Source organism: Williamwhitmania taraxaci, assembly GCF_900096565.1.
In the GTDB taxonomy this organism is placed as follows: domain Bacteria; phylum Bacteroidota; class Bacteroidia; order Bacteroidales; family Williamwhitmaniaceae; genus Williamwhitmania; species Williamwhitmania taraxaci.
In genome coordinates, this window is record NZ_FMYP01000040.1 from 1 (window position 1) to 15,415 (window position 15,415).

Sequence of the window (15,415 nt, forward strand, 5' to 3'; positions counted from 1 at the left end):
GTTACGGTTTTTATTGTTGCAGGCTTCCAAAAAAGGAAGTTGCAAACCATAGGGGGAGCGAAAAACGGAAGAAGTGACGCAAAGAAGGGCTATGTCGAACCAAAAAAATGGCAAAATATCCACCAAGCAAACCTAAATACGCTAAGATTTAAAACCTAGCAATCGACCTGCGGATTTAAGGTATTACAAAAATGGTTATGCCAATAATTGCGATCACGGCAAACTTTCCTCCAAAGGAAATGGCCAAAGCAACCAGCAAGGCTACCGTAAAGGCAACAAAGGCAGTAAAGAACCAGCCAGATATTACGGTTAATACCCCTGTAATGCGGTATACGGCGCTTTCGCGACCCCAAGCCTTGTCGGCCAACGAAGATCCCATTGCCACCATAAAGGTTACATAGGTGGTGGAAAGGGGGAGCTTTAATGAGGTAGCCATCGATATTAATATGCTGGCAGTAGTTAGGTTTACCGAGGCACGGATCAGGTCGAACGAAGGTGCTCCGTCCTTGCCAACCTTAACTTTTTTAGCTTTGTTTTGGTCAAAGCGCCTATCTAGGAAGCGCTCTATTGGAGTCGGAATAATTCGGTTAAGGGTTGACGCAAAATGCATGGTCTGCCTAACGATGGAACGCGAAAGGTGGGTCGATCCAAATTGCTCGATCCCGCTATCCTGCCGTGCAAGGCCTACTTCTGTTTCGGTAACGGTGCGGGCTTTTTTCGAAAACCAAAGCGTGATTACCATTACAAGTCCAGCGATCACAAGGTAGTAGAAGTTTGTATTTACCGGACCAGCAAGCTCCGACATGTTTAACTGATCGGGAGCAATACCGGGATTGGCCATGTATATCTGAAACGATTTTAGACCTGCCATTGGAACTCCAATAAAGTTTACCAAATCGTTACCGGCAAAGGAGAGAGCGAGTGCAAATGTTCCTAGTAGAACAACGGCTTTAAAAATATTGAATCGGAAAAACACCGAAAGCAGCTGTAGTAGAATGGCCCACCCCAAGAAGCTTATTAACAGAATTTTTATGGTGTTTTGATGTAGCGCTTCAATAAATGATGGTGGAACCATTGTAGCACCACCGATACCTTTCATAATGATGAAGTAGGTAAGGGCTGTAATGGCAAATCCTCCAAATAGGGCACCAAAATAGTGGTAAGAACGTCTAAGATTGAATGAGAAAACAATACGAGAGAAATACATCACCACCGTTCCCGTGACAAAGGCCACCACCACCGAAATAAGAATACCCGAAATAATCATCAAGGCTTTTTCGGTATTGATATACTGGCCGAGCATTGCTAAAGTGCCATCGTTGCTCAAAATCTTAACCGAAGCTACGGCTACCGCTGAGCCCAGTAGCTCAAAGACCAAAGAAACCGTAGTAGAGGTGGGTAGCCCGAATGTGTTAAAAATGTCGAGAAGAATAATATCGGTAATCATTACCGCCATAAATATGATCATGATCTCCGAGAAGTAGAACTGGTCGGGATGAAAGATACCTTTTCGGGCAATCTCCATCATACCGCTCGACATGAGTGAGCCAATAACAATACCAAGGGATGCAACTATCATTATCACGTAGCGGGGGGCTACATGTGAGCCAATTGCTGAGTTTAAGAAATTAACGGCATTGTTACTCACACCAACTACCAGATCAACAAGGGCTAAGGCTAGGAGAATAATGACAATGTAGAGGTAATAGTTATCCATGGAATTTAGGTTTTACATTAATCTGATCAAAGATAGACCTACTGCTCTGTAAGTGAAGTGTAATTGATGTTAAGTTTAAGCTAACAAAATTTATTAAAGGGTGTACCGGTATAAAACAAAACCACCGGAGGTCCTTTTCCGGTGGTTTGTTTAATTATAAGTTTTCAAATATTTTCATTAGCTGTTCCCGCTTTCTTACCGCAAGAGGAATGGACGATTTGTCCTTAAGGATAAGGGTTCCTCCCTCTGCTTTATCGTATCGGTCGAGGTAGTTTAGATTAATGAGGTGCGATTGATGGGCGCGGAAAAAGCCGTATGGACTAAGCAGCTCGTCGAATTCCTTGAGTGTTTTGGAAACTAGGAGTTTTGAATTGTCGTCGAAGTAGAAAAGGGTATAGTTGGAGCTCGATTCGCACCGAACAATCTCTTTAACGTTTACTAGGTGGATGCTTTCGGCTGTTTTTAGGACGATTTTCTTGAGTTCAGGGGAAGTGCCCTGGATATTGGCCATAAACGCTTTTAGCTTTATTGTTTCATCTTCTTTGTGCATCGACTCATTAAGTTTCTCCACGGAAGAGATTAAATCGTTAGGATCGATGGGTTTTAGCAGGTAGTCGAGTGCGCTAAACTTAAACGCCTGAATGGCGTACTCTTCGTAGGCGGTAATAAAGATGAATTTAAAGTTGATGGATTCAAACCGTTGGAGCAAGTCGAATCCGGTTCCGTCAGGCATCTTAATATCGAGCAACACCAGTTCCGGCGAATACTTCTTAATTGCCTCATAGCCACTTTCAACTCCATCGGCGGTTGCCACCAATTCCAAGTTTGGGCAGTAAAGGTTTACCATGTTGCCTATGGCTTCTCTGGCCATTAGCTCATCGTCTATGATTATTGTCCGTATCATACACTAAAATTTTGCATCAAGTTAGCTATTTTTGAAAGAAGTTTCAACCCATTTGTACGGAATTTTAAAGGTAACTTTTGTTCCGTGTAGCAAATGGTCTATGCTGCTGAGATCTATAATCTGCATGGTTATTTTTCCCTTCTCGAGTTTATTTAAATTTTCGAGTCGCTCTTTCGAGATTTTTGTTGCTAGGGATACATGGTCTTTTTGACCCGGCTTCTGTAATTCTGTTGCCCTATTTATCCCTATTCCGTCGTCTTCCACTTCAATTAGGATAAGTTCATCTAGCAGCAAGTAGCGAATAACAATAGTCCCCTTATCGGCAACGTTAATTATGCCGTGCTCAATAGCATTTTCAATGAATGGTTGAGTGAGCATTGGCGGTATGGTCATGGTTTCACGCTCAATATCTGGATCGATCTCAATTTTAAAATCAAATTTCTCGTCGAAGCGCAACGACTGAAGCTCCAAGTAATGCTCAAGCGTTTTTACCTCCTTGCCAATGGTGGTATATTTGGTCCTGGAGTTTTCCAGGATAAGCCGAACGAGTTTGGCGAAACTGGCCAAGTATTTGCCAGCCGATTTAGGATCATTGCGGAATATATAACTCTGAATCGCGGTGAGGGCATTAAAGATAAAATGAGGATTCATTTGAGAGAGCAAAAGCCGCTGCTCCAACTCAATGCTCTTTTCCCGGAACTTTATTTGGTCTTTTACCATTCTGAAGATATAGATAACTCCAGCAGCCAAGGCCAATATTAGCAACGTAACAACCCACCACGACCGCCAAATAGGTGGTGTGATTATGATGGTAATTACTTTGGGCGTGTTGTTCCAGAGGTCATCGTTATTGGATGCCTTCACATGGAGAATATATTTTCCAGGAGCAAGGTTCGTAAAGGTAACGGTGGAAAGGTTACCGTTGTTAATCCAGGAAGAGTTTAATCCTTCCATCTTGTATGAATACCTGTTTTTCTCGGGCGAGGAGAAATCAAGTGCAGTCATCTCCACCGTTAGGTAGTTTTTGTTGTAGGGGAGGGTAATGGTATTGGTTTGAGTAAAATCATTGCCAATTAGTTGATTGAATGCTCTTATTCCGGAAATTTCAACCTGTGGTATTTTTTTGTTTCGCGGAATATTCGTAGGGTTAATAATGTTGAAGCCATTTCCTCCACCAACAATTATTGATCCATCCAGTAGTCGGAAAGACCCGTTATTAAAGATATTACCCTGCAATCCATCCGTTTCGAAGTAAGAGAAGTTGGCTCCATTATCCGTGTTGATGCAGTAGAGCCCATTGTCGGTACTTATCCAAAGCTTGCCCTCGTAGTCTTCCACTACCGACCGCACTTTTTTGTTTTGTAAGTCTTTAGTAAATGGGAAGCGAAGTTGTTTCCCTTTTGTATCGAAACAGTACAGCTTGTTACTTACAACCCAAACTCTGCCCCTAATATCTACATAGATTTGAGAAATGGTCAACTTTTCACCATAATCGCGAATAGCACCATCTTCTATGCGAATATGCTTAATTGAGCAGTCTTTTGTATTAATGATGTTTAAGTAGCCATTATCGTCACCTACCCATACATTATCCCCAACAAGGCAAATGCTGGTATTGTTGTTGCCGACAAGTTTACTGGAATCAGGGGCATTAAACTGAAGGATTTTTCCAGTATTTAGGCTGTATTTCACTAACCCTTTTTCCGTTCCCACCCACAGGCCACTTCCAACCGAGGCGGCGCAAAGAAAGTTTGGACCTCCCATATTCTTTATATTCTTTTCAATGGAGGTAAGCGCAGTCGGATTATTACTATAATTAGTGAAAATGTGATCCTCGGAAATGAAAAAGCCTTTTTTGCTATTATTAATAGTAATATCATTAATTGGAGTATCAAAGTTGACGAAGTTCTCGTTTTTCTTTAATAGAACTGGTTCCAGTTTAAGGAGCTCTTTATTAATGCTATATAGCCCTAAGTTTGTGGTGACGTAGGTTTTTTGATCAACCCGAACTATTTTGGTGATTCTGAAATTATCATTTAAACTAATTCGTTTCCAAGTCGAATTATCGCCGGGTTTGAAGATAAAGAGGTGGTTTTCTGCAGCGATATAACTTAGTTTATCAATGTTGTCGAAATAAACTTGGCTCTGCCGATGCATTAAGATATTAATGGTTTGGTCGATATGTAAAAATGGTTTTGCCTTTTCACTGTTGATGTTTAGTACATAGGGTCCCTCATCCGATCCAAGCAGTAATTGGTTTTGGGAGACTCCCTCGGCAATGGACGATATACTTATGGGGTATTGTTTACGGAAAACCCGAATCTCCTTCGCTTGCAAAGTGTTAGCATCTACCCATATAAGTCCGCGAGAGGTTCCAAACCATACCTTATTCCCAAGTTGGATACAACTATTAATTGCGGGTGTTTTATCTAGGGATGAACTTGCTGCTCGGTTGTTTTGAGGAGGAAATATTAAGGAAAAATTATTGGTTACGCTATTGAGAAGGTAGATTCCCGAGGCGAAAGTTCCAATCCAAATATTTTGATTCCTAGGATCTACTGCCAAGGCAGTAATTATCCGATCCAAGGGTTGATTGAATGGATTAAAATCTTTTCTATCGAACTGGCTCGTTTCGGGGTTGAATACCTCCACGCCACCTCCTCCCAAATAGGAAATCCAGAGTTTTCCTTTACGGTCGGAAACAATGCCTGTAATACTCTTCGAACTCCTATTGGACGGCTGGAAAGTTTTTATTGTTGAGGTTTTAATTTCTATTTGAGCCAGAAGCGGAACATCAGAGAAGCCAATCCAGATACTTCCCTGCTTGTCCGAAAAGAGAACGGATATGGCGTTGGATGGTAGTTTTATTGAACTCTTTTTGTCGCTGTAATAGGTGGTGAAAACTCCATTTTCTTTATCAAAAGCGTTTAGCCCCCATTCGGTTCCTATCCAAATATTTCCTCGCTCATCTTGGGTGAAGGCGGTAGTTTTGTTCGAACTGAGGCTGTTTTCCACTTCGGGTAAGTGAAAGTAATGTTCAAACTTATACCGGTTTGGACTGTATTTACTTATGCCTTCCTTGGTGCTTACCCAAATAGAACCCCCACGATCAACAAATATGTTGTTTACATGATTATCGGCGAGTGAGAGGGAGTTGTTTGGATCGTTGTTGAGATTTGTAAATAGTCCTCTTTTGGAATCAAATTTATAGATTCCCTTGTCGAATGTTCCTACCCAAATCATTCCGGCGTCGTCTTGAACCAGAGAGTTAGTGGGGGTAGAAAACATTTTAAAGAACGATTCTTCTAAGGGGTCAAACACATGGGTTCCCTCGTATGAAGCCAGCCAAAGCGTGCCGTAGGTATCTTCCAAGATGGCATTTACACCCTCAAGTTTTTTTCCCACGGGATCGAGAGGTGAACTCTTTATCCGTGCAAGATTCTTTGTCCGAGGATCGTATCGAAATGGACCCGATGAAGGGCCACCAAACCAAATATACCCGCCCTTATCTTGGTAAAGAAGATGGCTACCACTTGTGCTATAGTCCTTGGGATGAGCGATTTTTTCATGAATATTGCTTTCGCGAAGGAAATGGTGGAGTATTCCAGCACCTGTCTCCACCCAAAGACCACCCTCACTATCGGTAATTACCGCCCTGATTTGTGCACTGGCTTGTCTTCCTTTCTTCACTGGACCAAGAATTGGATGAGAAAACCTTTCGCTTTTTCGGTCGAAATAGTTAAGTCCATTTCCTGTACCTATCCATAAATTTCCTTTTCTATCCTCGCAAATGCATGTTACTACATTGTTCGAAAGCGAATTGGTGTCGGTATGGATATTCTTATAGGTAACTATTTTAATGCCATCGTAGCGGTTCAGCCCGTTATCGGTGGCAAACCACATATAACCAAATTTATCTTGAAATATTGCACTTACAATATTGCTAATAAGGCCGTTGTGCGATGGTAGTTTTTCGAACTTTGTAAGAAAGTCGCGCTTATACTTTAGCGGAGCCCTTTCATTGCGTTGGCCCACTCCAACCAAGGGCATAGTATAAAGCAATAGCAAAAGGAATCCAACCCTGAACATGCTTGTAACTCTTCTCGGGAGAATTTCCCTTTGCTTCCTTTCGGTAAGGTGTTTTTTATTCACTTAAGTTCTGAAATTACCAATATGTATAAACAATCTACTTCTTCCTGAGCCTAACAGTTTCCTTTATTCCAATTTGCCTATATTGATTTATTAGACCAAAGACATTAACGCTTAGAACTTTAATTCTATTGTTGGTTGAATTATAGAAGGCGAAATTGTTTCAATTTGCTCAGGCGAAACTGAGGTTCAATATACAGTTTTGTTATTGAGAATTCCGCTGATTATATAGGAATCAATCCCTTTAAACGTAAAAGAACCAATCGAAATAGTATCCGATTGGTTCTTGCTATTCTTTGTAGGATTGCTGTTATTATTTGTAGGCTTCCGCAAATGCTCGGCCGGCTCTTAGTGCTTTAAGGTTTGACTCAACAATAGCTGTTCCTTTCCGTCCGAAGAGTTCGCGTATTCCATCCTCGAGACTTTCGAAGGAAATATTGATGTAAGGCGATGCTGCACCGAGCATTACAATATTCGAAGCGCGAGCACTTCCCGCCTCTTTCGCAATTGCATCGGCATCAACGGCAATAACGCGCGGCAGTGCCTTTACGCTGGCGTGGAGTTCCTCTACGGATGGGTAATCAGGAATATTATTGAAGGGTGTTAAATTGGTAACCACGTATCCCTTTGGAGAGAGGTAAGGGAGGTAGCGAAGTGCCTCCATGGGCTCTACCGAAAGGATGAGGTCTGCGGCTCCCAATGGGATAAGATCCGATGCAACTTCTCCCTTCGAGATTCGCAGATGGCTCGATACATCCCCACCACGCTGGCTCATGCCATGTGTTTCCGATTGCTTTAGGAATAGATTTTGGGATACGGCTGCAAGTCCAATTACAGCGGCAATGGATAAGATTCCTTGTCCACCAACTCCGGCAAGTACTATGTCTGTCTTCATTTGTCTTTCGTTTGATGGGTTAGTTTTCCTTTTTTTCCTCTCGTTTGCGGCGTGCAAAGGTTTGAATGCACTCTCTACGGGGAATAAGTACCGATACGCCGTTGTAGGCAAACTCCTCCTTCATAATTCTGACATTCTCTTCGTGATTTTTCTTAAGCGGATCCATCACGCGAATGTGTTTAGGATCAACCCCTAAACCAGTGCATATTTGCTCAATACGCCCTAATGCTGCCGAACGCTGACCTCCGGTCATTCCGGTGGTGGAGTTGTCCGAAATAATTACGGTGATGGGGGAGTTCTCGAGAACGGCATCCAGTAGCCCGGTCATTCCAGAGTGGGTAAAGGTGGAATCTCCAATTATTGCAATTGAAGGAACAAGACCAGCATCGGCTGCTCCCTTTGCCATCGTAATGGAAGCACCCATGTCAACGGTTGTGTTAATGGCATTGAAAGGGGCAAGGGCGCCAAGGGTGTAGCAGCCTATATCGGCAAATACTCTTCCTGCACCATATTCGAGCATGGCCTCATTGAGGTCTTCATACACATCGCGGTGTCCACAACCTACGCAGAGCGATGGAGGGCGTTGCTTTACTAATTCTGGAACTGGCTGGCCTTCGATCATTTCTACTCCAAGGGCCTTGGCCACAAGGTTTGGATTTAACTCCCCATCGCGTGGAAGGAATCCATCGAGGCGTCCGTGGATTGGCTTTGTGGTATTGATAAAGCCTTTGAGCATCTCTTCTACCAATGGGTAGCCATCTTCAAGGATGAGTAAGGAATCACACTCGTTGTAGATTTTTTCAACCATTTTACGCGGCAACGGGTATTGGCAAACCTTAAGAACTGGATATGGGCAGTTGAACTCAGGAAAGCACTCCATGAGGTAGTTATAGGAAATACCTGTTGCGATGATGCCAAGTTTCTTGTTGGGGGCCTCAAAGTATTTATTAAAAGGCGATACTTCAGAGGCTGCCTCCATGTGGGCCTGTGTGCCGAGAAGCAGCTTATAGTTCTTGCGTGCAATAGCAGGAAGTAGAACAAACTGACGTGGGTTGGTAGGTAGGTGCAGTTCGTTTTGGTTGTTCGCCGTTTTTGTGGCAACGCCGGCACGGGAGTGTGCCATACGGGTCGTAATGCGAAGCATCACCGGAACGTTAAACCGCTCGGAGAGTTCAAAACCGGAAAAGGCCATTTCGTAAGCCTCCTGTTGGTTTGAGGGTTCAAGCACCGGAATCATAGCAAACTTTGCATAGAAACGGGAATCCTGTTCGTTTTGCGACGAGTGCATCGATGGATCATCGGCCGAGACAACAATTAATCCTCCATTTACGCCCGTAATGGAGGCGTTCATAAATGGGTCGGCTGCCACATTTAATCCAACATGCTTAAAGCAAACCATGGCACGCTTACCGGTGTATGACATGCCCAAAGCCGATTCCATGGCCGTTTTTTCATTGGTTGACCATTGGCGGTGAATCTTTTTATCCTCGGCGAGTTTCGAACCTTGGATAAACTCCATTATTTCGGTGGAAGGAGTTCCCGGATAGGCATATATGCCTGAAAGACCCCCGTCAATAGCACCTTGGGCTATTGCTTCGTCACCCAGTAGAAGCTGCTTTTTCATAGGCTTTTATTTTCTTTATGTTGTAGTCAATTCGATTATTGATTGAAAGCAAAAATAGAGAAATAATAAGTTCTTGCAACTCTCCTAGCCGTTAAAAGTTATTATCTTTAACCTAATATGCCATTCTTAGTGGAATATTGTAGCTACGATTTTTCGCTTAAGTCCCCCATTTCTAAACTCACACAGGAAGATTCCCTGCCAAGTGCCCAATGCCAGTTTATGTTGTATAATAGGTATTGTGAGGCTTGGTCCAAAGAGCGATGACTTGATATGGGCCGACATGTCGTCGGGTCCTTCTATTGTGTGGGTAAAGTGTGGATCGTTGTCGGGAATCAATTTGTCCACGAAGGTTTTAAGGTCGGTTCTTACCGATGGATCTGCATTTTCATTGATGGTAAGCGCAGCCGATGTATGCTGGATAAAAAGGTTTAACAACCCATGTTCTGGTAGCGATGGTAGCTGGGCCATCACTTTGTCGGTGATGAGATGGTAGCCTCTTTGGTAGGGCGCCAATTCGAAGGTTGCTTGAGTTACCATTACATCAACTCTTTAAAGTGTTTGTGCACCATATCGAAACAATAGTTATCCATTTCGTTGCAGAGCGATTGGTAGAAAACGGTTCTTAACTCCGTCTGCTCGGGTGGTGTTGGAAGGTGGTTCGTAAAGAAAATGGGAGTATTCGTAAAACTATCCTTCAGCTGTTCGGCTTCTTCCGAGAGAATGAAGACATAATCCGGCACAAAATCTTTCACCTCTTCTATCGACTTTGAGGTATAGGCCGAAATATCGATCACTGCTTCCATCATGGCATGCGCTGCCTCTAGGTCGAGCTTGCTTTTTGTAATCCCTGCACTCTTTACCACTATTGCATTTTTTCCGTAGTAGTTTAGCCATCCCTCGGCCATTTGGCTTCTGCATGCGTTGTCGGTGCTCACCACCAGTACGCGCTTAAGTTCTTTTTCGTCCATCTCTATTTATAGTAGTTATATGCATTATAAAACTTCCAATTTGCTTAACTGCACACCTGCAACCATGCACAATGGTAGGGGCAAAGTTAGAGGTTTTTTTAACGAAGTGATTGGTGGCTTGACCTCTGTTCAGGCTATTTGAGTATATTCGGGCAATATTTCTGAATCCAAGCTGTTTTATGTTGAAATCTGAAATAAGTACAAATACCGTCTGCTAATCTATAATATTATTCAACAGTTAGTTAATCAGATCCCTTCGACCCTAAAAACATAATAATTACTTACGAATGAAATTTGTCTCCATTGCAATTATTCTCACCCTCTCTGCTGTAGCCCAGGTTTTTGGGCAAAATTACGTGGAAATCAGAGGGACCGTTACCGATACTTTGGGCAGACCAATTCCTTACGCGTCGGTAAGCATTGAAGGGAGTAGCCAGGGAAGTAGTGCGAATGGTGAAGGTTCTTTTATGCTAAGGGTGCCGCTTAATAAAGAGGTAGTTCTTGTTGTGCAGTCGTTGGGATATGAGCGGGTTCTAATAAAGGGTATCTATTCCGAATCGGGTTCGAATAGGCTTAAGGTCAGCCTCACCGCTCAATCGACTAAGTTGGGCGAAGTTTCGATATATGGACAGGAGAAGCGCGCTGGCAATGCCGAGATGCTAAATCCCAAAACCGTTGAGCTAATTCCCAGTGCAGGGGGTGGCTTTGAATCGATGCTCAAGAGTATTCCCGGGGTGGTTAGCAACAACGAGCTCAGCTCGCAGTACTCCGTACGGGGTGGGAGTTTTGATGAGAACTTGGTATACATCAATGAGGTGGAAGTGTATCGTCCATTCCTAATGCGTAGTGGTCAGCAAGAGGGACTTAGCGCCATAAATCCGGATATGGTAGCCTCCGTAGAGTTTTCTACGGGCGGATTTGATGCCGATATGGGCGATAAAATGTCATCAGCACTGAGTATTCGCTATCGAAAGCCAACTGAATTTCGGTCGGTAACCTCCATTAGCCTTCTAGGAGGTACGGCATCGTTGGAAGGTGCTTTGGCAAAGGGTCGCTTAACCTATATTGCAGGGTATCGCTATAAAACATCCAAGTATCTATTGGGAAGTTTGGATACTAAGGGAGAGTACTCCCCATCGTTCTCCGATTTTCAAACCTATTTAAATTGGGATGTTACCTCCAAAACTTCACTTTCGGTATTGGGCTGCTATGCCTCCAACAGATATGAATTTTTACCCGAAAACAGAGAGACTTCCTTTGGGTTGCTCAATAATCCTTTGGGGTTTAAGGTTTACTATGAAGGACAAGAGTCGAATACATACCAAAATAGCTTAACTGCCGCCACCATAACGATTCGGCCTAACGCGAATTTAGTTTTAAAGACCATCGGATCGTCTTACCTTACCAACGAGCGTGAGGCATACGACATTCTAGGTGAGTATTGGATAAATGAGTTGGATAACTCCATTGGTTCCGATACCTATTCCGATAGCACCGTGAACGTGGGTGTTGGTGCTTTTTTAAACCATGCCAGGAATAGTCTCGATGCTTACGTGTTTTCATTGGAGCAAAAGGGAACATTGGCTTTAGGTGCCGGCACTACTCAATGGGGTATACGTGCTCAACGCGAAAGGGTATTCGATAATGTTAAGGAGTGGCAGATGATAGACTCATCGGGCTATAGCCTTCCATATACCGGCGATAATCTGGAACTCAACTCATTTTCGCGGGCTAAAAATCGTTTTGATAGCAATCGTTACTCCGGCTATCTGCTCCAAAAGTATCGTTATAGAAGCGATGTTGGTGAATTTGGCTTTACGGCAGGAGTGCGTGCTACCTATTCCGAACTCAATGGCGAGTTAAACATTAGCCCTCGTTTTTCCATTGCATATTCTCCCTTCGAAGGAAGTCCATTTTCTATGCACTTCTCGGGTGGAGTATACTATCAGCCACCTTTTGTAAAGGAGCTTAAGGATGCCTCAGGCCAAATGAACTATGACCTTAAATCCCAAAAATCTATCCATTGGGTAGTGGGGTCACGCTACGATTTTACTGCATACGATAAGCCTTTCCGTTTCACATCCGAGCTCTACTACAAGCAGCTGAGCAGCATTGTGCCCTACAAGATGGACAATATTAAGATTACCTATGCAGGATTGAACTTGGCTTCGGGCTATACCTATGGGATCGATTTAAAAATTAATGGGGAATTGCTGCCGGGAGCAGAGAGTTGGTTAAGCCTTTCGCTCTTAAAGAGCGAAGAGAATACAGCAGACGATAGCTATATCAATGCTGAAGGCAAAACACAATCGATAGGAGCATATCCTCGTCCAACCGATCAGCGCATCAATCTTTCCATGTTTTTCCAGGATTATCTGGCGAATAACCCCACTAATCGAGTACACCTTACCTTATATTATGGTTCGGGCCTTCCATTTTTCTCGGACGAGAAAGATAGATACGATAACTACTTCCGGATGCCCGCCTACCGAAGAGTGGATATTGGTTTCACAAAAGTGTTTATTGATAGGCCGAGCCGTGAATTAACAAAAGGGGCGATGGGTTACGTTAAATCCTTAATGGTTACGGCAGAGGTGTTTAACCTGTTGGATATTAACAATACAGTTTCCTACCTTTGGGTGAAAACGGTGGGGAATCAGGATGGCCTCCCCAACATGCTGGCAATTCCAAATTACCTGACTAGTCGACGGTTCAATTTGAGGTTAATTGCGAAGTTTTAGTATCGGAAGTTATCGGAATGATGCGATTGATAAATGTAATAAGTTGCAAAGGTTGCTTTTATCCAAAACACTTACAGCCTTTTACTTCAATCGCAAGACTGCTAAAAACCATCAAATAGGGTAGGGTGATCCTTTTCAATTTTTTTGAGAATGGTGGTAATGATTGTTTCCCGGAAGAATTTCGATTTGTTTGCAATCTTATACCGTCTGCAGAAATTATTTATAGCATCCATCTCCGGTTCATTGAACAGAAGGGACTTTTTATAAACTCTCTTAAGGTGCTGCTCCCGTAAGGCGAGCATTTTAATCTCTCTAGTCTTCCTCTTTCGTGAGGCCATAAGCTTGTTTTAACCTACCTTGCGCAAAGGAATTAATTTTTATTCATAGTTTAGGGTCATTGCGGTGTTAGAAGTCAACAATTGTAAAAAAGTTTTAAACAATTGCACTAAAATGCTAAATACCCAGTTTCTTTTAATTAAAAGTCGGGAAAAGGATTTATGTGTTTGGTTTGCTTTAGAATAAATGCTTAACTTTACAGCGAAAGATCATTTATTGAAGCATTTGTTCCCGTATTTATAAATACAAAAAGCTCGAATCATGGAATTGAACAAAGAATTTGTATTTGAGGGCAGTTGTCTGGGTAAGGGAATCCTTATTGCCGAGGATGAGGAGATAAACTATCTGTTTTTGAATGAACTATTAAATGCATCGAAGGCTAAGGTTTATTGGGCACAAAATGGGCAGGAGGCTGTCGATATTATGCTTCAGCACCCCGAAATAGTTCTAATTCTGATGGATATTAAGATGCCGAAATTGAGCGGCTATGAAGCTACTCGTATTATTAAAGAGAGTAATACTACGGTGAAAATTATTGCTACCACAGCCTACGCCTTTATCGAAGATAAAGAAAAAGCCCTCAGTGTGGGATGCGATTCCTATGTGTCTAAACCAATAAATGTTAGAGTTCTAGTTAATGAAATTAAGAAAGTTCTGTTCTAGGTTGGTCCTCTTGTCGTCTTAATTGTTAGCTAATAATCCTTAATTATTCTCGTTTTTACGTGGTATTGCCTTTCTTTACGGAAAATTTGTCGCAGATGACTTTCCCTAAAGCAATTGTTTTCTTATTTCTGATAGCATTACAATCGGAGTCTTTACTCTTTGCCCAAGAAGATTTCCCTAACACCAAAAAGATCCAATCGGATAAGGTTGCGCTAACCGAAATTAAATCGAAGGATTCATCTGCTACCCTTTTTCAGGAGTATTTGAGCCGGTGCAATAGCCGATACGGTATTCGCTGTCCCCGTCAAACACTAACCATTCCATCGATAACTACAATTAATTTCTCGGACAAAGCGATGGGTGAGTTTTACTTCCCTTTCCGAGGCAAGTTGCTTTCGCCCTATGGTCCCCGACATAGACGTATGCATGCAGGCCTTGACATTAAGCTGCAAAAAGGCGATACTGTTCGCAGCGCCTTTAATGGAGTAGTTCGATTATCTCAAACGTTTCATGGTTATGGATTAATGGTGGTAGTGAGCCACCCCAACGGACTGGAAACTCTCTATGCTCACTTATCCAAAATTCTCGTGGAGGATGGACAACCTGTTTCCTCTGGAGAGCCGATTGGCTTGGGCGGTAGAACGGGTAGAGCTACTACCACCCACCTGCATTTCGAAACTCGCGTTCTGGGAGAACACTTTAATCCGCTAAAGTTTATCGATTTTGATACCTATTCGCTCAAGGCGGAAAAGTTAATTGTGTATAATCGCGATGGAAGTATTCAGGTGCTGGCTGAGGGACAACCCTTAGAGGAGCCATTGTTGGCCGAAGAGGAAACCTCGACGATTGACACTTCCGTTGTTGGCGACACTACCTTGCAGCAGGTGGTAGCGCAAACGAAAGATCAACCGTCGAAAAAAGTAAAGAAGTCGAAATACCATAAGGTTAAGCGAGGAGATACGCTATATTCTATTGCGCGAAAGAATAATATTCCGTTGGACGACCTTTACAAGAAAAACCATTTGAAGCCAGGAAGTGTGCTTTCCATTGGCAAGCGGCTGAAACTTTAAGAGGGTTGAAGAGTGGTTCTGTGGACGAACTGTTGCTTCTGTAAAATTATCCTTGCCGCATTTCACATCAAAGACTCCCTGCAAAATAACCGCTCCCAGTCACGATGGTAACAGTCGCGATAGGACTTGCAACTCATGGTTAATTCCAGAGAGTCTCTTACCTAAGAATGAAATTGCGCTAGTAATTACCTCCGCAAACGTTTTATATCGACATAAACTGCTCCTCTGAGCAGTTTTTTTTGCTTTTAGTGGATTCTTTTAGGCTATTTTAGTGTGGTTTTGGCGAGTTGAATGGCAAATAGACGCTAATTATTGCTTCTTTATTCAGAATTGTATTTGTTTTATAGG

11 protein-coding genes are annotated in these 15,415 nt (G+C 42.8%); 3 read left to right on the forward strand and 8 right to left on the reverse strand.

Annotated features, from left to right (window positions below; all coding sequences use genetic code 11):
• Window positions 1-175: 175 nt before the first annotated feature.
• The 7 genes from BLS65_RS11015 to BLS65_RS11045 form a co-directional block, all read right to left on the reverse strand.
• Entirely contained in the window at window positions 176-1,717 is a 1,542-nt protein-coding gene (locus tag BLS65_RS11015) for an inorganic phosphate transporter (RefSeq protein ID WP_092438923.1), read from the reverse strand.
• A gap of 154 nt (window positions 1,718-1,871) precedes the next feature.
• Window positions 1,872-2,621, reverse strand: coding sequence for a LytR/AlgR family response regulator transcription factor (locus BLS65_RS11020; RefSeq protein ID WP_092438925.1), 750 nt, complete (start codon window positions 2,619-2,621; stop codon window positions 1,872-1,874).
• 21 nt (window positions 2,622-2,642) lie between these two features.
• The gene (locus BLS65_RS11025) at window positions 2,643-6,710 is read right to left on the reverse strand and encodes a two-component regulator propeller domain-containing protein (RefSeq protein ID WP_092438926.1); all 4,068 of its coding nucleotides are present in this window, start codon (window positions 6,708-6,710) and stop codon (window positions 2,643-2,645) included.
• 373 nt (window positions 6,711-7,083) lie between these two features.
• Entirely contained in the window at window positions 7,084-7,665 is a 582-nt protein-coding gene (locus BLS65_RS11030) for an indolepyruvate oxidoreductase subunit beta (protein WP_092438928.1), read from the reverse strand.
• Between the two features lie 19 nt (window positions 7,666-7,684).
• Complete coding sequence (locus BLS65_RS11035) at window positions 7,685-9,289, reverse strand: thiamine pyrophosphate-dependent enzyme (protein WP_092438930.1); 1,605 nt, start codon at window positions 9,287-9,289, stop codon at window positions 7,685-7,687.
• Window positions 9,290-9,415: 126 nt separating this feature from the next.
• Window positions 9,416-9,826, reverse strand: coding sequence for a secondary thiamine-phosphate synthase enzyme YjbQ (locus tag BLS65_RS11040; protein WP_092438932.1), 411 nt, complete (start codon window positions 9,824-9,826; stop codon window positions 9,416-9,418).
• Window positions 9,826-10,257, reverse strand: coding sequence for an arsenate reductase/protein-tyrosine-phosphatase family protein (locus BLS65_RS11045; RefSeq protein ID WP_092438934.1), 432 nt, complete (start codon window positions 10,255-10,257; stop codon window positions 9,826-9,828). The genes BLS65_RS11040 and BLS65_RS11045 overlap by 1 nt, the downstream gene beginning before the upstream one ends.
• A 287-nt stretch (window positions 10,258-10,544) precedes the next feature.
• Here BLS65_RS11045 and BLS65_RS11050 point away from each other — a divergent pair, with 287 nt between their 5' ends.
• Window positions 10,545-12,998 carry a TonB-dependent receptor gene (locus BLS65_RS11050; RefSeq protein WP_092438936.1) on the forward strand — a complete coding sequence of 818 codons (2,454 nt, stop codon included), beginning with the start codon at window positions 10,545-10,547 and terminating at the stop codon, window positions 12,996-12,998.
• A gap of 101 nt (window positions 12,999-13,099) precedes the next feature.
• Here the strand turns inward: BLS65_RS11050 and BLS65_RS11055 are convergent, their stop codons facing one another.
• Window positions 13,100-13,336, reverse strand: a complete 237-nt coding sequence (locus BLS65_RS11055) for a hypothetical protein (RefSeq protein ID WP_092438938.1) — start codon at window positions 13,334-13,336, stop codon at window positions 13,100-13,102.
• A 259-nt stretch (window positions 13,337-13,595) separates the two neighbouring features.
• On the opposite strand from BLS65_RS11055, the gene BLS65_RS11060 reads away from it, so the two are divergent.
• A complete protein-coding gene (locus tag BLS65_RS11060) occupies window positions 13,596-13,997 on the forward strand; it encodes a response regulator (protein WP_092438940.1) in 402 nt (133 codons plus the stop codon).
• A gap of 95 nt (window positions 13,998-14,092) precedes the next feature.
• Window positions 14,093-15,067 (forward strand): peptidoglycan DD-metalloendopeptidase family protein, encoded by a 975-nt coding sequence (locus tag BLS65_RS18275; protein ID WP_170830087.1) that lies wholly within the window; start codon window positions 14,093-14,095, stop codon window positions 15,065-15,067.
• The last annotated feature ends 348 nt before the right edge of the window (window positions 15,068-15,415 follow it).

What these genes read in the sequence shown, in the direction of transcription:
- BLS65_RS11015 (WP_092438923.1), bottom strand. Translation starts at nt 1,717, where the DNA reads ATGGATAACTATTACCTCTACATTGTCATTATTCTCCTAGCCTTAGCC.
- BLS65_RS11020 (WP_092438925.1), bottom strand. Translation starts at nt 2,621, where the DNA reads ATGATACGGACAATAATCATAGACGATGAGCTAATGGCCAGAGAAGCC.
- BLS65_RS11025 (WP_092438926.1), bottom strand. Translation starts at nt 6,710, where the DNA reads ATGTTCAGGGTTGGATTCCTTTTGCTATTGCTTTATACTATGCCCTTG.
- BLS65_RS11030 (WP_092438928.1), bottom strand. Translation starts at nt 7,665, where the DNA reads ATGAAGACAGACATAGTACTTGCCGGAGTTGGTGGACAAGGAATCTTA.
- BLS65_RS11035 (WP_092438930.1), bottom strand. Translation starts at nt 9,289, where the DNA reads ATGAAAAAGCAGCTTCTACTGGGTGACGAAGCAATAGCCCAAGGTGCT.
- BLS65_RS11040 (WP_092438932.1), bottom strand. Translation starts at nt 9,826, where the DNA reads ATGGTAACTCAAGCAACCTTCGAATTGGCGCCCTACCAAAGAGGCTAC.
- BLS65_RS11045 (WP_092438934.1), bottom strand. Translation starts at nt 10,257, where the DNA reads ATGGACGAAAAAGAACTTAAGCGCGTACTGGTGGTGAGCACCGACAAC.
- BLS65_RS11050 (WP_092438936.1), top strand. Translation starts at nt 10,545, where the DNA reads ATGAAATTTGTCTCCATTGCAATTATTCTCACCCTCTCTGCTGTAGCC.
- BLS65_RS11055 (WP_092438938.1), bottom strand. Translation starts at nt 13,336, where the DNA reads ATGGCCTCACGAAAGAGGAAGACTAGAGAGATTAAAATGCTCGCCTTA.
- BLS65_RS11060 (WP_092438940.1), top strand. Translation starts at nt 13,596, where the DNA reads ATGGAATTGAACAAAGAATTTGTATTTGAGGGCAGTTGTCTGGGTAAG.
- BLS65_RS18275 (WP_170830087.1), top strand. Translation starts at nt 14,093, where the DNA reads ATGACTTTCCCTAAAGCAATTGTTTTCTTATTTCTGATAGCATTACAA.